This window comes from Nocardiopsis sp. FIRDI 009, assembly GCF_003386285.1.
Taxonomy (GTDB): Bacteria; Actinomycetota; Actinomycetes; order Streptosporangiales; family Streptosporangiaceae; genus Nocardiopsis.
Genome location: NZ_QPNC01000016.1, coordinates 176483 through 197317 on the forward strand (window position 1 = coordinate 176483; position 20835 = coordinate 197317).

Genomic DNA, 20835 nt, shown 5'->3' on the forward strand with positions numbered 1-20835 from the left:
GGTCCCCGACCGAGGAGGGAGTACCCATGGCCAGGATCGTCAAGATCGACATCGACGCGCTGCGCGAGATGGAGCGGTCCCTCATCCGCATCCGGAACGCCTTCGCCGACGAGGACGTGGAGAGCCCGCAGGACAGGGCCGAGGACATCGGTCCCGACACGGTGGTCGACAAGGCCAAGGAGTACGGCGAGGACTGCAAGAAGAACTACGAGCGCCAGGCCGAGGACCTGGGCGCCCTGCTCCAGGCCCTCACCCCGGTCATCGACACCTTCGAGCAGGCCGACGAGGAGCTGGGCAGGAGCCTGTCGGAGAACAAGGACGACACGCCGCCCCCGCCCCCGGGGCCCGGCCCGGTCGCCGTCTGACGGCGCGGCAGCGACGAGGAGACACACCGCCATGCCCTACCTCTTCGAGGAGGACGCCCCGGAGTACGTGATCGGGTTCGACCTCGACATCCCCGGTCACTGGCAGCAGTACGACCTCTCCGGCGACGCGCTCGCCCGGATGCGCGCCCGGGCCGTGGAGCAGTACGGCAACCGGCCCGAGGAGATGAGCGCCCTCAACGAGCTGTTCAGCGACATCGCCCGGGTCACCAACGACGCCGTCGGGGCCGGTCTGCTGTCCGCCGCGGGGGTCTTCGAGGAGTACGACGACGGCTTCTTCATGGCCACGGTGTGCGTCTTCGTCTTCCCCTCCGGAAGCGGCGACCAGACCCTGGAGCCCGTCCGCATGGTCGAGAACGTCCACCCCGCCTCGGCGACCGCCCGCGAGGGCACCTGGCTGCGCAAGGTCGCCGCCGACCTGACCCACACCGGGCTCGGGCTGTGCGGTCGCGTGTTCGGCGTCACCGACCACGACACGGACGACGCCATCGTCCGGTCGGTGGTGATGCACACCGCGTTCGAGGTCCCCGGCCTGGACAAACGCCTCATGGTCAGCTGCACCAGCCCCAACTCCCGGGAGGCCGAGGAGGTCCTGGACCTCTTCGACGCCATCACCGGTACCGCCCGTTTCTGGGAGGAACCGGCGCCGAAGTCCTGACCTGGGAGGACCCGGTGGTGATCGGGTCCGTCGACCACGTTCACCCCCGCATCCACGACAATGGACCGGCGCGGGAGCGCCCGCGGTCCACGCCGGGGACCCGGCCGGTCCGACGACCCCCGTCCGGAACGGGATCCGACACACGAGGAGAGACACATGCCCGCGTACAACGTCGACAGCGACAAGACCGAAGAGGCCTCGGGCTCCCTCACCCAGGACTTCAACGAGTTCCAGGAGCGGCTGGAGGGCATCAAGAGCCGCATCGACGGCCTCATCGCCGACGGGTACAGCACCCCCGCAGCGGAGAAGCACTTCCGTCCGTTCTTCGAGGAGTTCCAGTCCGGGTTCGAGAGCGTGAACCAGGGCCTGGAGGGCATCGCCAAGTACGTCAAGCAGGTCGGCACCACCTTCAGCGAGACCGACGACAAGCTCGGTGAGGGCCTCCGCAACGGCTGACCCCGCGACGGCTGACCCCCGCGACACGTGGCCGGGGGCGGTCGCCGACCGCCCCCACCCCATCCCCCGACGACGAACGACCGGGAGCAGTACCCACCGTGCGCCTCCTCTTCACCGCGACACCCGCCACCGGCCCGTCCGGGCACGGGCCGGACGGCTCGGCCCCCGTGGCCTCCTCCGCGCTGCGGTTGGACGTCCTCGTCGACGCCGACCCGGGCGCCACGGTGCACCAGCTGGCCGAGGTGATCGACCCCGTCGTGCGCACCGTCCCCCGCGCCCCGGGGCAGGAGGTGCCGCTCTTCGTCGGGGACCGGCCGCTCGCGCCGGACACGACCCTGGCCGACGCCGGTGTCCTGGACGGGTCGGTCATCGGGGTGGGCGCCCCGGCCGAGGTCAAGGGGGAGCCGCCCGGCGTGGTGGAGGTCCGGGTGGTCTCCGGGCCCGACGCCGGGCGCGTCGTGCGGCTGGACCCGGGCGACTACGTCGTCGGGGACGACGAGGTCGCCGTCCTGGCCGTGGACGCCGACGGGTACTGGGCGCGGATCCGGGTCACGCCCGACGGCACCGTCACCGTCCTGTCCACGAGCGGTGGCGCGGGGTGCGCGCTGGAGGGCGACCCCGTCGACCCCGGCACCGAGTGGCCCCAGGGCGAGCAGCTCACCCTCGGCGGGACCCTGTTCGAGGTGTGGCCCAACCACCGCGCGGACGCCTCCGTGGTGCCCTCCGAGGACGGGACCGGTCTGGACTACAACCGGCCGCCCCGGCTGCACCCCGCCCCGACCAAGACGAAGTTCAAACTGCCCAGCCCGCCCGAGCCGCCGGAACGGCCGATCGCGCAGCTGCTCCTGATGATCCTCATCCCGATCACCATGGCGGTCGGCGGCGCGCTCATCATGGACCGCCCGCAGATGCTGCTCTTCGGTCTGCTCGCGCCGATCTCGGTGGCCTTCACGCAGATCATGCAGCGCCGGACCAGCAAGGCGCGCTACGACAAGCAGCTCGCGGAGTTCGAGGAGAAGACCGAGCGGGTCACCAGGGACGCCCGCGACGCCCTCGTCGCCGAGCAGCGCCGCTTCCGCGACACCTGCCCCGACCCGGCCGCCGTCCTCCTGCTGGCGACCGGCCCGCGTTCGCGCCTGTGGGAGCGGCGCCGGACCGACGACGACTTCACCCAGCTGCGCGTGGGCACCGGGAGCATCCCCTCCCAGGTGGTGCTCACCGACCCGACCAAGGACGAGCACCGCAGGGACGTCACGTGGGACATGCGCGACGTGCCCGTGAGCGTGTCGGTGCGGGACAACGGCGTCGTGGGCGTGGCCGGGAGCGGCGAGGGCGCACACGCCCTGGAGCGCTGGCTCGTCGCCCAGCTCACCGCCCTGCACAGCCCGGCCGAACTGCACCTGTACCTGCTGTCGATGGAGGGCGACCACGACCGCTGGCGGTGGACCCGCTACCTGCCGCACCTGCGCTCGGAGACGCCGCAGCTCTCCCTGAGCCGGATGGGCATCGACGCCACCACCTGCGCCCGCCGCATCTCCGAGCTCCTCGTCATCCTGGAGGCGCGCACCAAGGCGCGCCGCGACGGCGCGGGGGACGACCCCGCGATCGTGGTGGTGCTCGACGGAGCCCGCCGCATCCGCTCCCTGCCCGGCGTGGTGCAGCTGCTGCGCGAGGGGCCCGAGGCCGGGATCTACGTCCTGTGCCTGGACGCCGACGAGCGCCTGCTGCCCGAGGAGTGCCAGGCGGTCGTCAGCATCACCCCGCACGGCATGCGGCTGCGCCGGACCTCCTACGACAACGTCGAGGACGTGCGCCCCGACGTCCCCTCCGCCGCGTGGGCCGACCGCCTGGGCCGCGCGCTGGCCCCCCTGCGCGACAGCAGCGTCGGCGAGAGCGGCGGCTCCCTGCCGCGCAGCGCCCGGCTGCTCGACGTCATCGGCCTGGAGCCGCCGACCGGCGAGGCCATCGCCGCGCACTGGGCGGGCGGCGGCCGCAGCACCGTCGCCACCCTCGGCCTGGGCCTGGACGGCCCCTTCGCCGTGGACATCCGCCGCGACGGACCGCACGCGCTCATCGCCGGTACCACCGGTTCCGGCAAGTCCGAGCTGCTCCAGACCCTCGTGGCCTCGCTGGCGGCGGTCAACCGCCCCGAGTCGATGTCCTTCGTGCTCGTCGACTACAAGGGCGGCAGCGCGTTCAAGGACTGCGTCGACCTGCCGCACACCGTCGGCATGGTCACCGACCTGGACACCCACCTGGTCGGCCGGGCGCTGGTCTCCCTCGGCGCCGAGCTGCACCGGCGTGAGCGCATCCTGGCCAAGGCCGGGGCCAAGGACATCGAGGACTACCTCGAACTGCTCGACCGCGACCCGCGCATGCCGCAGATGCCCCGCCTGATGCTGGTCATCGACGAGTTCGCGTCCATGGCGCGCGAACTGCCCGACTTCGTCAAGGGCCTGGTCAACATCGCCCAGCGGGGCCGCTCGCTCGGCATCCACCTGGTGCTGGCCACCCAGCGCCCCGGCGGCGTGGTCACCAACGACATCCGCGCCAACACCAACCTGCGCATCGCCCTGCGGATGACCGACGAGAGCGAGAGCCGCGACGTCATCGACGCCCAGGACGCCGCGCACATCGGCATCGACACGCCCGGCCGCGCCTACGCCCGGCTCGGCCACGCCTCCCTGCTGCCGTTCCAGTCCGGGCGGGTCGGCGGTCGCCGCGTCGTGGCCGCCGCCGACGCCTCCGACCCGGTCGTGCACCCGGTCAAGTGGTCGGACCTGGCCCTGCCCGCGCCGACCGTCGCCGAGGACCGGTCCGAAACCGGGGACGTCGAGGTCACCGACCTGACTGTCCTGGTCTCCGCGGTGCAGGAGGCCGCCGAGCGGATGGGGGCGCGCCGCCAGCCCAGCCCCTGGCTGCCCGCCCTGCCCACCACGCTCACCCTGTCCGACCTGCTGCGCGGCCGTCCGCCCGCCGCCGAGCCCGGCCGGATCCGGCCCGCGCCGGTCGGCCTGGTCGACGTCCCCTCCCAGCAGCGCCAGTTCCCGTACACGCTCGACCTGGCCAGGACCGGGCACCTGCACGTCATGGGCTCCGGGCGCTCCGGGCGCTCCCAGACCCTGCGGACGATCGCCGCCTCCCTCGCCCTGGCCCACCACCCCACCGACGTGCACATGTACGGGCTGGACTGCGGCAACGGCGCCCTGCTGCCGCTGGAGCGGCTGCCGCACTGCGGGGCGGTCGCCCAGCGCACCCAGGGCGAGCGGGTCGTGCGCCTGCTCGGCCTGATCGGGGAGGAGCTCGACCGCAGGCAGAAGCTGCTGGCCGCGCACGGGGCCGCCGACCTGGAGGAGCTGCGCGCGGCCCTGCCCGCCGCCGAGCGACCGGCCCACGTCGTGCTGTTCATCGACCGCCTGGACGCCTTCGAGCAGACCTTCGGCGAGTACAACTACGGCGCCCTCGTGGAGGACGTCACCACCCTGATGCGCGACGGCGCGGGCGTGGGCCTGCACGTCATCGCCACCGGCGACCGGGTCCTCACCCGGACCAAGTACTCCTCCACCACCGAGGAGCTGCTGGTCCTGCGCTGCAACGACCGCGGCGACTACGGCGCGGCGGGGATCAACCACCGGGACCTGCCCGAGGAGGTCCCGGACGGCCGGGCCTTCCGCGCGGGCGACGCCCTGGAGGTGCAGATCGCGCTCCTGACCAGGAACCTCCAGGGCGCCGCGCAGGCGACCGAGGTGGGGCGCGTCGCCGACTACGTGGCCCGCCGCCCCCAGGCCGGGGCCGGGCCGCGGCCCTTCCGCGTCGACGTCCTGCCCGACCGGATCGGCTACGCGGACATGGCCCGGTACCGCACCGAGCCCGCCCGGCCGCTCTCCATGCTGCTGGGGGTGGGCGGCAACGAGCTGTCCGCGGTCAGCGCCGACCTGTCGCGTGTGCCGACCTTCCTGGTCAGCGGGCCGCCGCAGTCGGGCCGCTCCAGCATGCTCACCACCATGGGCATGTCCCTGCTGGAGGCCGGGACCGAGCTGCTGCTCGTCACCCCGCGCGGGTCGCGCCTGAGGGACCTGCGCACCCACCCGGGCGTGCGGGCCGTGGTCGACGCGGCCGAGCCGAAGTTGTCGCAGCTGCACGAGGCGCTGGGCAGGTTCGAGGGGGACACGGCGGCGGTGCTGGTCGACGACGCGGAGCTGCTGCTCAACAGCGACCTGGGCAAGGAGTTCACGCGTATCGCCCGCGGCATGGTCGGCCCCGGCTGGGGGATCGTCGCGGCGGGCACCAACGAGGCGCTCCAGGGCGGGTTCAACGGCTGGCACGTGCACCTCAAGCGCAACCGCGTGGGGGCGCTGCTGTCGCCGCAGAGCCAGGCCGACGGCGAGGTGCTGGGGCTGCGGCTGCCCAAGGGCGTGCCCAGTCCCCGGCTGACCCCGGGCACCGCCTACCTGCACCTCGGCGACGGCCGCATCCAGCAGGTCAAGGTGCCCCACCCGTGAGCGCCGCCGGACCCGTGGGCGTCCCGGCCCCGAGCCGTGACCGGCCGCCCCCTCCCGGCCCGGCCCCGGTTCGGGACGCTCTAATATCCCTGATACCGGCACGACCCTCCCGGCCCGCCCCTGCCCCGGGCGCCGCTTCCCTCTCCACCCGCCCCATCCGAACCAGGACCCGTCCCCAGTGAGCGCAACCCCCTCGTCCGTCAACCTGCCCACGACGGCCAGTGACCTGACGCCCTCCGACCCGGCCAGGATCGGCCCCTACCGGCCGATCGCCCGCCTGGGGGCGGGCGGTATGGGTGTCGTGTACGCCGCGCGGGACCAGCTCGGTGAGCTGGTCGCCGTCAAGCTCATCCACGCCGAGTACGCCGCCGACTCCGAGTTCCGCGCCCGCTTCGCACGCGAGGTCGACCTGCTGCGCCAGGTCGGCGGCGCCTGCGCCGTGCCGCTGCTCGCGGCCGACACCGACGCCGAACGCCCCTGGCTGGTCACCCCGCTCGTGCGGGGGCTCACCCTCAGCGCCTACATGCGCAAGCACGGCGCCCTGGACGAGCGGCTCCTGCTCGGGCTGGCCGCCGGTGTCGCCGAGGCCCTCGCGCAGATCCACGCGGCCGGGGTCATCCACCGCGACCTCAAACCCGCCAACATCGTCCTCTCGTCCGAGGGGCCCCGGGTCCTGGACTTCGGCGTGGCCCGCGCGGTCGACCAGACCGCGCTCACCCGCACCGGCGCCGTCATGGGGTCGCCCGGATGGATCAGCCCCGACCACTACCAGGGCAGGCCCGCCAGCACCGCCGACGACGTCTTCGCCTGGGGCGCGCTCGTCTCCTACGCCGCGACCGGCCGCCCCCCGTTCGGTTCGGGCGACCCCGCCGCCGTGGCGCACCGGGTGATCAGCGGCGAGCCCGACACCGCCGGGTTCACCGGCCCCCTCGCCGACCTGGCCGCACGCGCCCTGAGCAAGCGGGCGGAGGACCGCCCGACCTCGATGGAGCTGGTCAACGGCGTGATCGCGGTCGGCAACCCCGGGCGGTCGATCGCCCCCCTGCCCGACGCCGCGTCGGCGGGCGGAGCCGTGGCCGCCCTGGTCGAGGACCACTGGACCGGGGTGCAGACCGCCCCCGAACGCCCGTTCACCGTGGCCCCGGAGAAAGGGTCGGGGTCCGGGCGCCGCGTCCTCACCCTCGTCGGCGCCGGGGCGGCGGTGCTGGTGGTCCTCGCCGCTCTGGGACTGGGCGGTGCGGCGGTCGCGCGGAACTGGGACGCGCTGCCCGTCGCGGCCTGGTTCGAGGACGGGCCCGACCAGCCCTCCGACGAGGACGGAGCCGAGGAGGAGGACGACGCGCGCCGTCCCGGGCCGGTGAGCCGGGAGCCCACCGAGGACGCCTCACCCTCCGAGGAGCCGTCCGCCTCCCCGTCCGCGGAGCCCTCCGAGGGGGAGGAGGACGAGGACGTGGCCGACGACTCCGACGGCGGTGGGGAGACGACCACCGCGATGGCCACGGTCGGCTCCGGGGTGAGCGTCGGCGGCGAGCGCCCCTCCGGCGCCCACGTGGTGGCCTTCCGGCCGGAGGGCGGTCCCGCCCGGTACGCGCTGCTCGACGGGGCCGAGGTGACGTGCGCCTGGAGCTTCTGTCAGAGCCGGGGCGGAGGGATCGCCAACGGGGCCTCCGGGACGGTCGCGTCCAGCCCCCAGGCGCTGACCGGCTACGTCAACAGCGGTGGCCGCACCATCGAGGCGCAGGTCACCTACACCACGGCCGAGGACGGCACGGTCACCATCACCCGGCTGATCGAGCAGCACCGCACCAGCGGCAGCGGGACGCCGCCGTGGTAGGCGGGGAGCGCGCGGACGGTACCGACAGGACGGACAGGAGAGCAATGCACAGGACCCTCGTACGCGGGGCCGCCGCCGCGCTGGCCCTCGCCGCGACCGCGGCGGTCGCCGCCCCGGCCCCCGCCACCGCCGCCGGCTACGGCGGCCAGTGCGGGGACGGGTACGGCGTGCTCGGCAGCGCCGACCTCCCCGGCGGCACGGTGTTCATCACCTACAACTCCTCGCAGGGGAAGAACTGCGTGGTCACCGTCCGGGACCGCACGGGCAGCGCGATCAGTATGGACGCCGCGCTCAAGCTCAGCTCGGGCACGTCGTGGCAGACCGACCCGGGGCAGTGGCAGACCTACGCCGGGCCGGTGTACCTGTCGGCGGCCGGTCAGTGCGTGGACTGGGGCGGTTCCATCCAGGACCGGTGGGTCGTGCGCAACGGCACCTTCTGCAGCTAGGGTCCGGGGCGCGGTCAGCGGTGGGAGCGCAGGCCGTGCCGTCCGAGGCTCCGGAACCTGCCCTTCTGCTCCTCGGCGGCGCGGGGACGCGGGGCGGTGGGCTTCTCCCCCTCCTCCGCCTCCGGTCCGGTCTCCGCCTCGGCCTCCGGCCCGGTCTCCGGTTCCTCGGCCTCCACCTCGGCCTCCACCTCGGTCTGCGCGACCACTCCGGTCCGCACGGTCGTCCAGGCCAGCGGCCAGAAGGCCACCAGCGCGGCGACGCCGATCACGTAGAGGGCGGCGAGGAACGGGGTCACCGCGGCCAGGCCCATCACGGCCAGGGCGGCCGCCACCACGACCGTCATCGTCCGATCCATGATCTGGGTCCGCAGGACGCCCGCCGCGAACGCCAGCGACCCGAGCAGGAAGGCGAGGGAGCCGCCCGCCAGCAGCGTCAGGAACCACGGCTGCACGGCCTGCATCAGCGCCAGGGCGCTGGCGCCGGTCGGGAGCGCCGCCGCGACGGCCACCTCCATCCCCGCCAGCGCGGCGGCGAGCACACCGGCCACGATGACCAGCGGGAACGCGAAGAAGCTCCACTGCTGCTCGCCCGCGTCCCGCAGCAGACCGCGGAGCCCCTGGAAGGCCAGGACGAACAGGGCGAGGGCCCCGACCGTCAGCAGGTGCGCCAGGGCCCACCGCGTCGCGTCGGCCGCCGCCGTCTGCGCCACGACGTCCGAGGACAGCGTGGCGCCCGCCAGGAACGGGTGGTAGAGGATCACGGCCAGCAGCACCACCGGGGCGACGGCCAGGGCGGCCGCCCGGAACCAGTTGCGCGTGCGAGTGGACATCGTGCCCACCTCCGGTCCGAGAACCGGCCCGGGCGCCCGCGCGGCCCGGGCACAGACGGTTTTCCTCCACCCTACGACGGAGGTCCGCCCCGGTACAGGCGGACGGCCCCGCCCCGGGCGGCGCCCGGCCCCCGCCCGTCAGACCTGCGGGAAGGAGAGGGTACCCACTCCGCCGACGTTGAGGTCGTACTCGAGGACCTCGCCGAGGTCCTCGTTGAGGGCCCGGCAGCGGGCCACGCCCTCCGAGTCGGGGGCCACGCTGACGACCTCCTCCATGTCGCACGCGACCTGCTCCGACTCGGTCTGTACACGCAGCGTGTCCTCGACGACCTCACGCACCACCGGACCCTCGTGCAGCGTCGGGGTGTAGGAGATGAGGACGCCGCCGCTCTCGACGTCGATGGTGTACTCGAACTCCTCGCCCAGGAAGGTGACCGTGCAGGTGGCCGACTCGCCCTCCTCCCCGGCGATGTCCGGGCACGTGGAGGCGGCGTCGGGGTCGGTGGTGTTGGCGAAGCTCGACACCCGCTCCAGCGCCTCCCAGGCGATCCGCTCGCTCAGCGGGGCCGACCCCTCGGGCTCGGGCGGGAGGTCGGCCTCGTCCATGTCCGGTGCCGCGTCGGGGATCGGGCCCCGGTGGAGGTCGCTCGTGTCGGGTGCGGGGGTGTCGGCCGCCTCCTCGGTGGTGTCCGCCGAGTCGGCGCCGGGTTCCGGCGAGCCGCTCTCGGCGCCGCCGCACGCGGTGAGCGCGAGCACCAGCGCGGCGCCCAGCGGGAGGAGGGGGAGACGGGTGTGGGTGAACGTCATGGATTCCCTTCGTTCTTCGGGACTCGTGGGTCCGGGGCGGCCGGGACGCCCCGAAGAGTCCGACACACCGCGCACCGGGGCGGTTCCGCCCCCGGCCCGCGATGTGACACCCCTCTCACTCCTGGCGGTCGCCCACGACTTCGCGACTCACTGTGTCCACAAGATTGCCCACGGTTCTCGCCGTGGTTAGTGTCGGGCAGGCGCGTGCGATGCGGGCGGGGCGCCTCGGCGCCGGGGCGGAGGCCCCGTCACCGCCCCGTGACGGGAACGGCCCGGCGGAGGTGCGGGACATGGCGGACACGGTCGACGGGGCGCCGGGGGGAACCCCGCGCGGCGGCACCCGCTGGCGCAGGTTCGCGGTGATCGCGCTCCCCGCCTTCGCGACGTCGGGGCTGCTCACCGTGCTGGGCTACCAGGGCCTGCTCGCTGCCGCCTTCGCGGTGTCGGGGGACACGATCAAGGTCTCCGCCGACGTCCTGGACGCCCAGGGCTTCACCCAGTTCGGCTCCTTCGACCAGACCGTCGACGGCACCAGCATCCCCGTCGCCGTCACCACCATGGAGTCGATGGAGCTCCACGGTCTGTGCCAGTCCACCCTGCTCGACACCCCGCTCGGCCCGGTCACGGTCCGCATCACCGCGGGCCACGAGGAGCCGGTGACGGGCAGTTCGGTGGTGTTCGACGCCCGGGAGTTCACCGCCGACGTGGAGTTCACCAACGTCGAGATCGGCCGGGACGCCAGCACCCTGGACAGGGCGGTCGGCGGACAGGGGCCGCCCGGCGGGTTCGGCCAGCAGGCCGACACCCTCCGCCTCGTCGACCTGCGGTCGAAGCTCGCGGCTATCACCGCCGCGCGCCTGCGACTTCCCGACACCCACTTCGCCGTCGGATTCGACCAACCGGAGTGCTTCTGACCATGCGCCACCCCCTGGCCGTCCCGAAGGCCGCCTCGCGCGGACTCCGCCGCTGCCGGAGGGCGGCCGTGCGCGGATTCCGCCACTGGCGGTGGAGCCGTCCCTTCTGGGGCGGCCTGTTCCTCGTCGCCGCGGGAGCCGAGATCCTGGCCGCCCCCACCGCGCAGACGCTGGCGCTCCCCGACGACCTGCTCCTCCTGGCGGCGCTCGCCGGTTCCTCGCACTACCTCATCGGCGCTCTGTCGGTCGTCAACGGGCTGCTGAGCTGGGCGCGGCCCGACCACCACGCCTTCCACGGCGCCGTCGGGGTCCTGCTCGCCCTGGCCTCGTTCACGACCTCGAACTTCGGCGGTTTCCTCGTCGGGATGCTGCTCGGCGTCGTCGGCGGATCACTGGTCTTCGCCTGGTCGGCCGACACGGGACGCGGCGGCGCCGAGACGGGCACGGCGCGCCGCCGCTCACCCCGACGGTCGCCTCGCCCGTCGCCCCCCGCCGGCGGGTTGGCGCAGTGGTTCCCCGAAACCGGCGGCGGGTCCGCCGGGTCGTAGGGCGACCGCGCCCGGCGCCATCCGGGGTTCGGTGTGGCCTGTGTCATACAGTGGGGAGCCGGGGGAGGGGAAGGACCGTGACGCGGCCCGAGTGCGACGTACCACACCCCGGCGCGGTCGGGCTGAACGTCGTTCTCTAACATTTTCTATTATGGACGTTGCTGAGAGAGGGAGCGGCGAACCCGCCCCCAACCTGGCCGAGGGGTTTCCCGAAGCCACCCGCGAGCGGTGGCGTGAACTCGTCGCGGGAGTGCTGCGCAAGAGCGGTGTCGCCGAGGAACGCCTGGCCGACACCCCGGAGGGGGTGCTCGCCACCCCCACCTACGACGGGTTCGACATCGACCCGCTCTACACCCAGGACCCGGTCCCCGCCGGTCAGGGCTACCCGGGGCAGCCGCCCTTCACCCGCGGGTACCGCCCCGAGGGGACGGTCACGGACGGCTGGGACATCCGCGCCCGCCACACCGACGCCGACCCCAAGACCCTCGCGCGACGCCTGCACGCCGACCTGATGAACGGCGCCGCCTCCCTGTGGATCAGCGTCGGCGGCGATGCGCTGCCGACCGCGTCCCTCGGCGAGGCCCTCACCGACGTCTACCTCGACCTGGCCCCCGTCGTCCTGGACCCCGGAGCCGACTACGCCGACGCCTCCCGGGCCCTGCTGGAGGCGCACTCCGACGCCGGGGTCCCCGACGGCGGGATCATCTCCCACCTGGGCATCGACCCGCTGACCACCGCCGCCCGCGCGGGGGAGCGGCCCGACCTCACCGACCCCGCCCGGTTCGCGGTCGAGTGCGCGCGCGATCGCCCCGGACTGGGTCTGCTGATCGCCGACGGCACCCTCGTGCACGAGGCGGGCGGCTCCGAGGCCCAGGAGCTCGGCAGCGCGATCGCCGCGGGCACCGCCTACCTGCGCGCCCTGGACGAGGCCGGGATGGGCCCGGCCGACGCCGCGCGCCGGATCGAGTTCCGCCTGGCCGCCAACGCCGACCAGTTCGCGGTCATCGCCAAACTCCGTGCCGTGCGCGCCATGTGGAACCAGGTCCTGGCCGCCTGCGGCCTGGCCGCCGACCAGCGCGCCATGCGCCTGCACGCCACCACGTCCGAGGCGATGACCACCCGCCGCGACCCGCACGTCAACATGCTGCGCACCACCGTCGCGTGCTTCGCCGCCGGGGTCGGGGGCGCCGACGCGGTCACCGTGGCCCCCTTCGACTCGGCCGTGGGCCTGCCCGACGACTTCGCACGCCGGATCGCCCGCAACACGCAGTCGCTGCTCATCGAGGAGTCCCACCTGGCCCAGGTCATCGACCCGGCGGGCGGCTCCTTCTACGTCGAGGCGCTCACCCGCGACCTCTACCGCGCCGGTTGGGCGTTCTTCCAGGAGCTGGAGGCCGCGGGCGGCGCCGCCGACGCCCTCGCCGGAGGACTGCTGCGCGAGCGCGTCGACCAGGTGTGGGAGCGCCGCCGGATCGACATCGCGCACCGGCGCGCGCCGCTGACCGGTGTCAGCGAGTTCCCCGACCTCGACGAGGCCCCGCTGGTCCGGCCCGCCGACCCGGTGCGCCTGCCCGTCGGCCCGCACCGGCGGCGGGGTTTCCCCGTCCGGCGCTACGCCCAGGAGTTCGAGGCCCTGCGCGACCGCAGCGACGCCCAGACCGGCGACACCGGCCACCGGCCCACCGCCTTCCTGGCCACACTCGGCCCGGTCGCCGCGCACACCGCCCGCGCCTCGTTCGCCGCGAACCTGCTGGCGGCGGGCGGAATCGCGGTCGAGCAGCCCGGTCCGCTCGACGACGCCGACACGGCGGCGCGCGCCTTCGCCGCCTCCGGGTGCCGGGTCGCCGTCATCTGCTCGTCGGACGAGGTCTACGCCGAGCACGCCGAGGCGACCGCCCGCGCGCTGAAGGGGGTGGGCGCCCGTCGGATCCTGCTCGCCGGTTCGCCGCGCGACACCTACCGGGAGGCCGGGGTGGACGTCTTCGCCCACCGGGGCTGCGACGCGGTCGCCCTGCTCACCGACCTGCTGGACGTCCTGATCACCGACCCGCCCCCGCGTCCTTCCTCGCCGCCCCCGACGGACGCCCCCGGCGCGGAGCCCGCCGATCGACCCGCGACCTCCGAGGGGGAGAGCGCATGATCCCCGACTTCTCCCGGGTGGCCCCCGAGCCGCCCGAGTTCACCGGCGACGGCGCCGCCGCCTGGCGCGCGGCCGTCCAGGAGCGCAGCGGCAAGGCGGTCGACGCCCTGGAGTGGGAGACCCCCGAGGGCATCGCGGTCAAGCCGCTGTACACCCCCGCCGACCGGGCGGGGCTGGACTTCGTCAACGGCCTGCCGGGCATCCCCCCGTACCTGCGCGGGCCGTACCCGACCATGTACGTCAACCAGCCCTGGACCATCCGCCAGTACGCGGGCTTCTCCACCGCGGAGGCGTCCAACGCCTTCTACCGGCGCAACCTGGCCGCCGGTCAGAAGGGCCTGTCCGTCGCCTTCGACCTGGCCACCCACCGCGGCTACGACTCCGACCACCCCCGCGTGGCGGGCGACGTCGGCATGGCCGGGGTGGCGATCGACTCCATCTACGACATGCGCCAGCTGTTCGACGGCATCCCGTTGGACCGGATGAGCGTGTCCATGACCATGAACGGCGCGGTGCTGCCCGTCCTGGCGCTGTACATCGTCGCCGCCGAGGAGCAGGGGGTGTCCCCCGAGCAGCTCTCGGGGACCATCCAGAACGACATCCTCAAGGAGTTCATGGTCCGCAACACCTACATCTACCCGCCGCAGCCGTCGATGCGGATCATCTCCGACATCTTCGCCTACACCTCGCAGCGGATGCCGCGGTTCAACTCCATCTCGATCTCCGGCTACCACATGCAGGAGGCCGGGGCCACGGCCGACCTGGAGCTGGCCTACACGCTCGCCGACGGTGTGGAGTACATCCGCGCCGGCCAGCGCTCCGGGCTGGACGTCGACCGGTTCGCGCCGCGGCTGTCGTTCTTCTGGGCGATCGGCATGAACTTCTTCATGGAGGTCGCCAAGCTGCGCGCCGCCCGCCTGCTGTGGGCGCGCCTGGTCCGGGACCTGGGGGCGGTCAAGGACAAGTCGCTGAGCCTGCGCACCCACTCCCAGACCTCGGGGTGGTCGCTCACCGCGCAGGACGTGTTCAACAACGTCGCCCGCACCTGTGTGGAGGCGATGGCCGCGACCCAGGGGCACACCCAGTCGCTGCACACCAACGCCCTCGACGAGGCGCTGGCCCTGCCCACCGACTTCTCCGCGCGCATCGCCCGCAACACGCAGCTGCTGCTGCAACAGGAGTCCGGCACCACGCGCGTGGTCGACCCGTGGGGCGGCAGCTACTACGTCGAACGGCTCACCCAGGAGCTCGCCGCCAAGGCGTGGGCGCACATCCAGGAGGTCGAGAAGGCGGGCGGCATGGCCGCGGCCATCGACGCCGGTCTGCCCAAGATGCGCATCGAGGAGGCCGCCGCGCGCACCCAGGCGCGGATCGACTCGGGGCGCCAGCCGGTCATCGGCGTCAACAAGTACCGGCCCGACACCCACGACGAGATCGAGGTGCTCAAGGTCGACAACGCCGAGGTGCGCGCCCAACAGATCGACAAGCTCCGCCGCCTGCGCCGGGAGCGCGACGAGGACGCCGTGCGCGCCGCCCTGGACGCGCTGACCGAGGCGGCCGGGCGCGAGTCCGTGGCCGACGAGTCGCTCACCAACAACCTCCTGGCCGCCGCCGTGGACGCGGCCCGCGCCAAGGCCACCGTGGGGGAGATCTCCGACGCGATGGAGAAGGTGTTCAGCCGCCACTCCGGCCAGATCCGTACCATCCAGGGTGTGTACCGACAAGAGGCGGCCGGAAGCGACGACACGGCGGGACTGATGGAGCGGGTGAGCGCCCGCGTCGAGGAGTTCGCCGAGGCCGAGGGGCGCCGTCCCCGCATCCTGGTCGCCAAGATGGGCCAGGACGGGCACGACCGGGGGCAGAAGGTCATCGCGACCGCCTTCGCCGACCTGGGCTTCGACGTCGACGTCGGCCCGCTGTTCCAGACCCCCGCCGAGGTGGCGGTCCAGGCCGTGGAGGCCGACGTCCACGTGGTCGGGGTGTCCTCGCTCGCGGCCGGGCACCTCACGCTGGTCCCGGCGCTGCGGGAGGAGCTGGCCAAGCTCGACCGCGAGGACATCATGATCGTCGTCGGCGGCGTGATCCCCCCGGCGGACTTCGAGCCGCTGCGGAAGGCGGGCGCGTCCGCGATCTTCCCGCCCGGGACGGTGATCGCGGAGGCCGCGATCGACCTGCTCGACCAACTGGAGGAGCGGCTCGACCAGCGGGAAGGGGAGTGAGCGTGGCCGACGACGGCGCCCCCGCCAGGACCCGCGCCCGTGGCCGCCGACCGGTGGACGTGGCCGCCCTCGCCGAGGGGGTGCTGGCCGGGCACCGGCCGACCCTGGCGAGGGCGATCACCCTCGTGGAGTCCCGACGCCCCGACCACGCGCGTGCCGCCCAGGAGCTGCTGGTCCGGCTGCTCCCGCACACGGGCAAGGCGCGGCGGGTCGGGATCACCGGGGTGCCCGGGGTCGGGAAGTCGACCTTCATCGACGCGCTGGGCGGGCGGCTCACCGCGGCCGGGCACCGGGTGGCGGTGCTGGCGGTCGACCCCTCCTCCACCCGGACCGGCGGCAGCATCCTGGGCGACAAGACGCGGATGGCCCGCCTGTCGGTGGACCCCAACGCCTTCATCCGCCCCTCGCCGACGGCGGGCACGCTGGGCGGGGTCGCCCGGGCCACCCGGGAGACCATGCTCCTGATGGAGGCGGCCGGGTTCGACGTGGTGCTGGTGGAGACGGTCGGCGTCGGCCAGTCCGAGGTCACCGTGGCGGCGATGGTCGACTGCTTCGTCTTCCTCACCCTCGCGCGCACGGGCGACCAGTTGCAGGGCATCAAGAAGGGGGTCCTGGAGCTGGTCGACGTGGTCGCGGTGAACAAGGCCGACGGTCCGCACGCCGACGACGCGCGCCGGGCCGCCCGGGAGCTGTCCCGCGCGATGCGCCTGCTCCAGCCGGTGCACCCTGACTGGCGTCCGCCCGTGCTGACGTGCAGCGCCCTGACCGGGGACGGGCTGGACGAGGTGTGGGAGACCGTGCTCGAACACCGCGCCGTACTGGAGCGCGGCGGCGGGCTGGACGAGCGCCGCAGCCGCCAGCGGGTCAGTTGGATGTGGGACCAGGTCCGCGACCAGGTGATGGACACGTTCCTGCGCGACCCCGAGGTGAGCGCGCTCATCCCGCGGTTGGAGGAGGAGGTACGCTCCGGGGAGACCACGGCGACCCTCGCGGCGCGTGGACTCGTCGAGTCCTTCACGCGAACGATCACACGGAGTGAGCGTTCCCCGGACGAGTGAACCGAAAGTGACGTTGGGTAGTGTGACGCCGGACACGGGCTTTCCGTGGACGGAAAAACCGGCTCCCATGTCGTGAAATAACACGGTGTCAACGGGTGAAAACGGGCACGTCGATCCGGGTTCGTGCCCAAGAGGCGAAAATTTCTTCCGCGATGGCATTCCCGAACGGCCCGTTCGCCTATACCGTGTGTGTCCAACGACTTACCAGACCCGCGGGCGCGCCAGCTTGGTCCCCTCGGTGGGTCGGTTCTGTGGGAGTGGGACCGACCGCCGACGGCGCGGTCCGCCGATCTGCGTATGGTGAGAAGAAGGGACCCCCGCCATCTCAACGTGGGGCCGGGAGGAGTGATCGTGCACAGGCTCGGACTGAGCACGCGAGTAGACAGCCGCAGTGTCATCGTCGCGATCGAGGGTGAGCTCGACATCGCGACCGCCGCCGACCTCCAACAGCACATCGAGTCCGCGGTCAACGACCACGGGTCGTTCCTGATCCTGGACCTGTCGGGTCTGGACTTCATGGACTCCAGCGGGCTCAACGTCATCATCAACGCCTACCGAACCGTCCGCGAGCAGGGCGGTTCCCTCGCGCTCGCGGCGCTGAACGAGCGTGTCACCAAGGTCGTCCGCCTGGTCGGCCTGCATCGCCAGGTCCCGGTCCACCAGACCGTGGCCACCGCCATCGCCGCGATGGACGCCCTGGAGGCCAAGCGGCAGGCCGGGTAGCCTCCGGGGCCATGCCCCGACCGCCGCCCCCGAGTCCCGTCGACCTGTCGTGGGACCACAACAGCCACTATCACGGTCATCTCCTCCGCCAGGTGCCCTCTGGCCGGAGCCGCGCCCTCGACGTCGGGTGCGGTGACGGACGGTTCGCCCGGGCGCTGGCCCAGCGCGGCCTGACCGTCGACGCCGTGGACGCGTCGGCGGACATGGTTGACCTCGCCCGTGCGCGGACGCCGTCCCGGCTGCCCGTGCGCTACCAGCGCGCCCGTCTGGAGGAGGCCGAGCTCGCCCCCGAGGGGTACGGGTTCGTCAGCGCCATCGCCAGCGTGCACCACATGCCCCTCGGCCCGACCCTCGAACGCCTGGCCGCCGCCCTCGAACCCGGCGGGACCCTGGCCGTCCTCGGCCTCTACCGCGAGGAGGGATGGGCGGACCTCGCGTCCGGTCTGGTCGCGCTCGGTCCGCAGTGGGCGATCGGGCTGGGTCTGCGCGCGGCCCGTCTGGTGACGGGCACGCCCGACCCGGCGCGGGTCTCCGACGGCGCCGCGAGGACACCGACGCGCGACCCGGAGACGAGCCTGCGGGAGATCGGCGTCGCCGCCGCACGCCACCTTCCCGGCGCCCGCCTGCGCCGTCTGCTCATGTGGCGGTACTCGTTGGTGTACACCCGCCCGGAGTGAGGGAACGCGGCGCCGGGCGGAGCGTCGGTCCCCCTGCCCAGGCTGGTCGCGACCGGCCACCCCTGCCGAGAGGACGACGCCCGTGCTCATCATCGCCGGAAGCATCAGTGTGGACCCGTCGGACCGGGACGCCTGCCTGCGGGGCTGCTCCGCGATCGTGGAACGGGCCCGTTCCGCGCCGGGGTGTCTGGACTTCGCGCTCTCTCCGGACCCGCCCGACCCCGCGAGGATCAACATCCACGAACGGTGGGAGTCCGAGGCGGGCCCGGAGCGCTTCCGGGGCTCCGGCCCCGCCGAGGACCAGGAGGGGGAGATCGTGTCGGTCTCGGTGGCCCGGTACGTCGTCTCCTCCGTCGCCTCCCCCTGAAGTCGGGTCGCCGCTCAGTCGGAGCGGTCGGCCGGTTCGGTGAGCCGTGCCGCCACCGGTTCGGCGTCCTGACCGTTCCCGCCCCCGGCCGCCTGCCCGTTCCCGCGCTCGGCCCGGCTGTGGGCGAGTTCGGCCCGCAGCTCCCTGACCAGGTCCCGGAGTTCGCGCACCTCGTCGCCGCTGAGCGAGTCCCGCGCCCTCTCCCGTTCCCGGGTCTCCCTCTCCTGCTCCTGTTCGCCCTCGATGGTCTTGACGAACCAGGAGGCCAGGACGCCGGTGATGACACCGAGCAGGGCGATGCCCACGATGAACAGGCAGATCGCGATCAGCCGACCCACGTCCGTCACCGGGTAGTGGTCCCCGTAACCCACCGTGGAGATCGTGACCAGCGTCCACCAGGAGGCGTCGCCGATGGTGGTGATGTTGGCGCCCGGGGCGTCGCGCTCGGCCTTCAGGACGGCGAGCGAGGCCACGAGCAGGATGATCACGGTGAGCGTGGCGGTGTAGAGCACCACGTTCCCGCGCGCGGACACCGACAGCTTCCGGTGCAGGATCGACACCACGCTGAGCAGCCGCACCAGGCGTAGCGGGCGCAGCATCGGCAGCAGGCAGATGGCCAGGTCGAGGAGGTTGGCGCGGACGAACGCCCACCGGTCCGGGGCCAGGTACAGACGGACCAGGTAGTCCGCGGTGAACGCGAACCAGACCACCCACGCGGCGGCGGCGCAGACCTCCACCCACTGCTCGGACAGGTCGGGGTCGAGGATCGGCCAGGCGTAGGCGACCAGGAAGCCCACGGCCAGGGCGAGCAGGGGCCACTCGGTGGCGTTCTGCCACTGCTGGAGGCGTTCGGGGCCGCGCTTGTCGGGGCGTGTCTGGGGTGCGTCCACGGTCATGATTCGATCAGCCTCGGATGGACTCTGAGAAACGTGCTGGTCGCGATGGGGTTGCTCTTACCGCTGGTCCGGCTGGGGTCCCTGCGGTTGCTGGGGGCCGGTCGGTGCCTGCGGCGGCTGGGGTTGCTGGGGGCCTGAGGGTGCCTGCGGTGGTTGGGGCCGTTGGGGGCCTGAGGGTGCTTGAGGCTGACCGGGTTGCTGGGGGCCTGTCGGTGTCTGCGGCGGCTGGGGCTGCTGGGGTGCCTGGAACTGCTGCTGGGGAGCGCCAGGGGCCTGGTGGCCGTATGGCTGACCGGGATAGCCCGGGTGACCGTACGGCTGACCGGGGTGGCCGGGGTGGCCCGGCTGACCGGGGTGACCGAAGTGGCCCGGGTGGCCGGGGTGGTGCTGTGGGACGTGGTGGCCCTGGGCGGGCTGGTGCTGCGGGAATCCGTGCGGTGCCGGGGCTGTGGACTGACCCTTGTCGCGCGCGCTGAGCACGGCGAACAGCAGCAGGGCGATCGCGGCGGTCACCAGCACGGGGAAACCGATGTTGAAGGCGTCGATCAGCTCCCCGTACGGCAACGGACCCCCGGCGACCATGTCCCCGAACGGAGCCAGGACGGCGAAGTGGTACCACAACCGCCACCCGATGCCGATCAGACCGCACAGGACGAGCAGTCCGCCTCCGGCGAAGACCAGCCCCCTACCACTGGGCGACCCGGCGGCGCGGATGAGCGCGATGACGCCGGGCGCGAGGTAGAACACGAGGGAGATCAGGATGCTGAGAACGAGATGGATCATGGTCGGCTCCGTTGTCGTCGGGGGTCAGCGCTGGGCCGCGGGACCGGGCTGGTAGGGGCCCTGGGGCGGCCGGGGAACGCCCGGTGCCGGACCGACGACGGGTTGGGGAAGTCGGCGCGTGGCGGCGAACACCAGGAGGATGACGCCCACGCCGAACAGGGCGCCGGCCAGGTAGAAAACGACGTCGAGCACGGTTCTCGACGCGTCGTAACCGACGAGTCCCCCGATGAACATGTGGACCTCGATGTACGCGAAGCCCGTGATCAGGTCCATGACCCCGCTGACCAGGAGCAGCGCGCCGCCGGTCAGGGTGAGGCCCTTGCGGCCGACGGGGGCGAGCAGGCCGCAGACGACGGCGCCGACGCCCAGGAGCAGGTACAGGATCGGACCGACCAGCACTGGGAGGCTGATGAGGGGGAACACGGGGCTCCTCGGGAGACGGTGACGCGGACGGCACGAGGTCGTGGTGCGCACCCGAGGGTAGCCGCCCGCCCCGACCAGGGTCGATAGTCAGGCCGGATGCGGACGGGCTGGGAAGCCCGAGCCGGAGCGGAATTTTCACACGATCGGTATTTCCTGTTCGCCGTAAAGTTT

The 20835-nt window shown here is 73.3% G+C and carries 19 protein-coding genes; 14 read left to right on the forward strand and 5 right to left on the reverse strand.

Annotation, left to right across the window (positions count from 1 at the left end):
* Positions 1 to 26 precede the first annotated feature (26 nt).
* The 6 genes from DVR05_RS14600 to DVR05_RS14625 all read left to right on the forward strand — a co-directional run bounded on the left by DVR05_RS14600 (position 27) and on the right by DVR05_RS14625 (position 8279).
* On the forward strand, positions 27 to 365 hold the full coding sequence (locus DVR05_RS14600) for a hypothetical protein (RefSeq protein WP_116246420.1): 339 nt from the start codon (positions 27 to 29) through the stop codon (positions 363 to 365).
* A 31-nt stretch (positions 366 to 396) separates the two neighbouring features.
* Positions 397 to 1041 (forward strand): hypothetical protein, encoded by a 645-nt coding sequence (locus tag DVR05_RS14605; RefSeq protein ID WP_116246421.1) that lies wholly within the window; start codon positions 397 to 399, stop codon positions 1039 to 1041.
* Between the two features lie 156 nt (positions 1042 to 1197).
* Positions 1198 to 1497 (forward strand): WXG100 family type VII secretion target, encoded by a 300-nt coding sequence (locus DVR05_RS14610; RefSeq protein WP_116246422.1) that lies wholly within the window; start codon positions 1198 to 1200, stop codon positions 1495 to 1497.
* Positions 1498 to 1595: 98 nt separating this feature from the next.
* Entirely contained in the window at positions 1596 to 5999 is a 4404-nt protein-coding gene (locus tag DVR05_RS14615) for an FtsK/SpoIIIE domain-containing protein (protein ID WP_116246423.1), read from the forward strand.
* Positions 6000 to 6177: 178 nt separating this feature from the next.
* A complete protein-coding gene (locus DVR05_RS14620) occupies positions 6178 to 7833 on the forward strand; it encodes a serine/threonine-protein kinase (protein WP_116246424.1) in 1656 nt (551 codons plus the stop codon).
* A gap of 44 nt (positions 7834 to 7877) precedes the next feature.
* On the forward strand, positions 7878 to 8279 hold the full coding sequence (locus tag DVR05_RS14625) for a spore-associated protein A (protein ID WP_116246425.1): 402 nt from the start codon (positions 7878 to 7880) through the stop codon (positions 8277 to 8279).
* A 14-nt stretch (positions 8280 to 8293) separates the two neighbouring features.
* Here the strand turns inward: DVR05_RS14625 and DVR05_RS14630 are convergent, their stop codons facing one another.
* Both DVR05_RS14630 and DVR05_RS14635 read right to left on the reverse strand, forming a co-directional pair.
* Positions 8294 to 9109: a hypothetical protein gene (locus DVR05_RS14630; RefSeq protein ID WP_116246426.1), complete on the reverse strand. Its 816-nt coding sequence runs from the start codon at positions 9107 to 9109 to the stop codon at positions 8294 to 8296.
* A 138-nt stretch (positions 9110 to 9247) separates the two neighbouring features.
* A complete protein-coding gene (locus DVR05_RS14635) occupies positions 9248 to 9916 on the reverse strand; it encodes a hypothetical protein (RefSeq protein ID WP_116246427.1) in 669 nt (222 codons plus the stop codon).
* Positions 9917 to 10206: 290 nt separating this feature from the next.
* Here DVR05_RS14635 and DVR05_RS14640 point away from each other — a divergent pair, with 290 nt between their 5' ends.
* From DVR05_RS14640 to DVR05_RS14675, 8 genes are all read left to right on the forward strand, one after another.
* On the forward strand, positions 10207 to 10830 hold the full coding sequence (locus tag DVR05_RS14640; RefSeq protein ID WP_116246455.1) for a DUF6230 family protein: 624 nt from the start codon (positions 10207 to 10209) through the stop codon (positions 10828 to 10830).
* A complete protein-coding gene (locus DVR05_RS14645) occupies positions 10821 to 11378 on the forward strand; it encodes a DUF6114 domain-containing protein (protein WP_157982444.1) in 558 nt (185 codons plus the stop codon). The genes DVR05_RS14640 and DVR05_RS14645 overlap by 10 nt, the downstream gene beginning before the upstream one ends.
* A gap of 151 nt (positions 11379 to 11529) precedes the next feature.
* The gene (locus tag DVR05_RS14650; RefSeq protein ID WP_198659189.1) at positions 11530 to 13518 is read left to right on the forward strand and encodes a methylmalonyl-CoA mutase family protein; all 1989 of its coding nucleotides are present in this window, start codon (positions 11530 to 11532) and stop codon (positions 13516 to 13518) included.
* The gene (gene scpA, locus DVR05_RS14655; RefSeq protein ID WP_116246429.1) at positions 13515 to 15737 is read left to right on the forward strand and encodes a methylmalonyl-CoA mutase; all 2223 of its coding nucleotides are present in this window, start codon (positions 13515 to 13517) and stop codon (positions 15735 to 15737) included. Before DVR05_RS14650 ends, scpA begins: the two co-directional genes overlap by 4 nt.
* Before the next feature lie 2 nt (positions 15738 to 15739).
* Positions 15740 to 16795: a methylmalonyl Co-A mutase-associated GTPase MeaB gene (meaB, locus tag DVR05_RS14660; protein WP_116246430.1), complete on the forward strand. Its 1056-nt coding sequence runs from the start codon at positions 15740 to 15742 to the stop codon at positions 16793 to 16795.
* A gap of 351 nt (positions 16796 to 17146) precedes the next feature.
* Positions 17147 to 17518 (forward strand): STAS domain-containing protein, encoded by a 372-nt coding sequence (locus tag DVR05_RS14665; protein ID WP_116246456.1) that lies wholly within the window; start codon positions 17147 to 17149, stop codon positions 17516 to 17518.
* 11 nt (positions 17519 to 17529) lie between these two features.
* Positions 17530 to 18195 carry a bifunctional 2-polyprenyl-6-hydroxyphenol methylase/3-demethylubiquinol 3-O-methyltransferase UbiG gene (locus DVR05_RS14670; protein WP_116246431.1) on the forward strand — a complete coding sequence of 222 codons (666 nt, stop codon included), beginning with the start codon at positions 17530 to 17532 and terminating at the stop codon, positions 18193 to 18195.
* A gap of 82 nt (positions 18196 to 18277) precedes the next feature.
* A complete protein-coding gene (locus DVR05_RS14675; RefSeq protein ID WP_116246432.1) occupies positions 18278 to 18562 on the forward strand; it encodes a putative quinol monooxygenase in 285 nt (94 codons plus the stop codon).
* Positions 18563 to 18576: 14 nt separating this feature from the next.
* On the opposite strand, the gene DVR05_RS14680 is transcribed toward DVR05_RS14675, so the two are convergent.
* The 3 genes from DVR05_RS14680 to DVR05_RS14690 form a co-directional block, all read right to left on the reverse strand.
* Positions 18577 to 19452: a potassium channel family protein gene (locus DVR05_RS14680; RefSeq protein WP_232832144.1), complete on the reverse strand. Its 876-nt coding sequence runs from the start codon at positions 19450 to 19452 to the stop codon at positions 18577 to 18579.
* A 63-nt stretch (positions 19453 to 19515) separates the two neighbouring features.
* Complete coding sequence (locus DVR05_RS14685) at positions 19516 to 20241, reverse strand: hypothetical protein (RefSeq protein WP_116246434.1); 726 nt, start codon at positions 20239 to 20241, stop codon at positions 19516 to 19518.
* 24 nt (positions 20242 to 20265) lie between these two features.
* Positions 20266 to 20664 (reverse strand): hypothetical protein, encoded by a 399-nt coding sequence (locus DVR05_RS14690; RefSeq protein WP_157982445.1) that lies wholly within the window; start codon positions 20662 to 20664, stop codon positions 20266 to 20268.
* Positions 20665 to 20835 lie beyond the last annotated feature (171 nt).

Coding starts and splice junctions, on each gene's coding strand:
- DVR05_RS14630 (WP_116246426.1), bottom strand. CDS start 9,109: ATGTCCACTCGCACGCGCAACTGGTTCCGGGCGGCCGCCCTGGCCGTC.
- DVR05_RS14640 (WP_116246455.1), top strand. CDS start 10,207: ATGGCGGACACGGTCGACGGGGCGCCGGGGGGAACCCCGCGCGGCGGC.
- DVR05_RS14600 (WP_116246420.1), top strand. CDS start 27: ATGGCCAGGATCGTCAAGATCGACATCGACGCGCTGCGCGAGATGGAG.
- scpA (WP_116246429.1), top strand. CDS start 13,515: ATGATCCCCGACTTCTCCCGGGTGGCCCCCGAGCCGCCCGAGTTCACC.
- DVR05_RS14670 (WP_116246431.1), top strand. CDS start 17,530: ATGCCCCGACCGCCGCCCCCGAGTCCCGTCGACCTGTCGTGGGACCAC.
- DVR05_RS14605 (WP_116246421.1), top strand. CDS start 397: ATGCCCTACCTCTTCGAGGAGGACGCCCCGGAGTACGTGATCGGGTTC.
- DVR05_RS14610 (WP_116246422.1), top strand. CDS start 1,198: ATGCCCGCGTACAACGTCGACAGCGACAAGACCGAAGAGGCCTCGGGC.
- DVR05_RS14685 (WP_116246434.1), bottom strand. CDS start 20,241: ATGATCCATCTCGTTCTCAGCATCCTGATCTCCCTCGTGTTCTACCTC.
- DVR05_RS14650 (WP_198659189.1), top strand. CDS start 11,530: ATGGACGTTGCTGAGAGAGGGAGCGGCGAACCCGCCCCCAACCTGGCC.
- DVR05_RS14625 (WP_116246425.1), top strand. CDS start 7,878: ATGCACAGGACCCTCGTACGCGGGGCCGCCGCCGCGCTGGCCCTCGCC.
- DVR05_RS14635 (WP_116246427.1), bottom strand. CDS start 9,916: ATGACGTTCACCCACACCCGTCTCCCCCTCCTCCCGCTGGGCGCCGCG.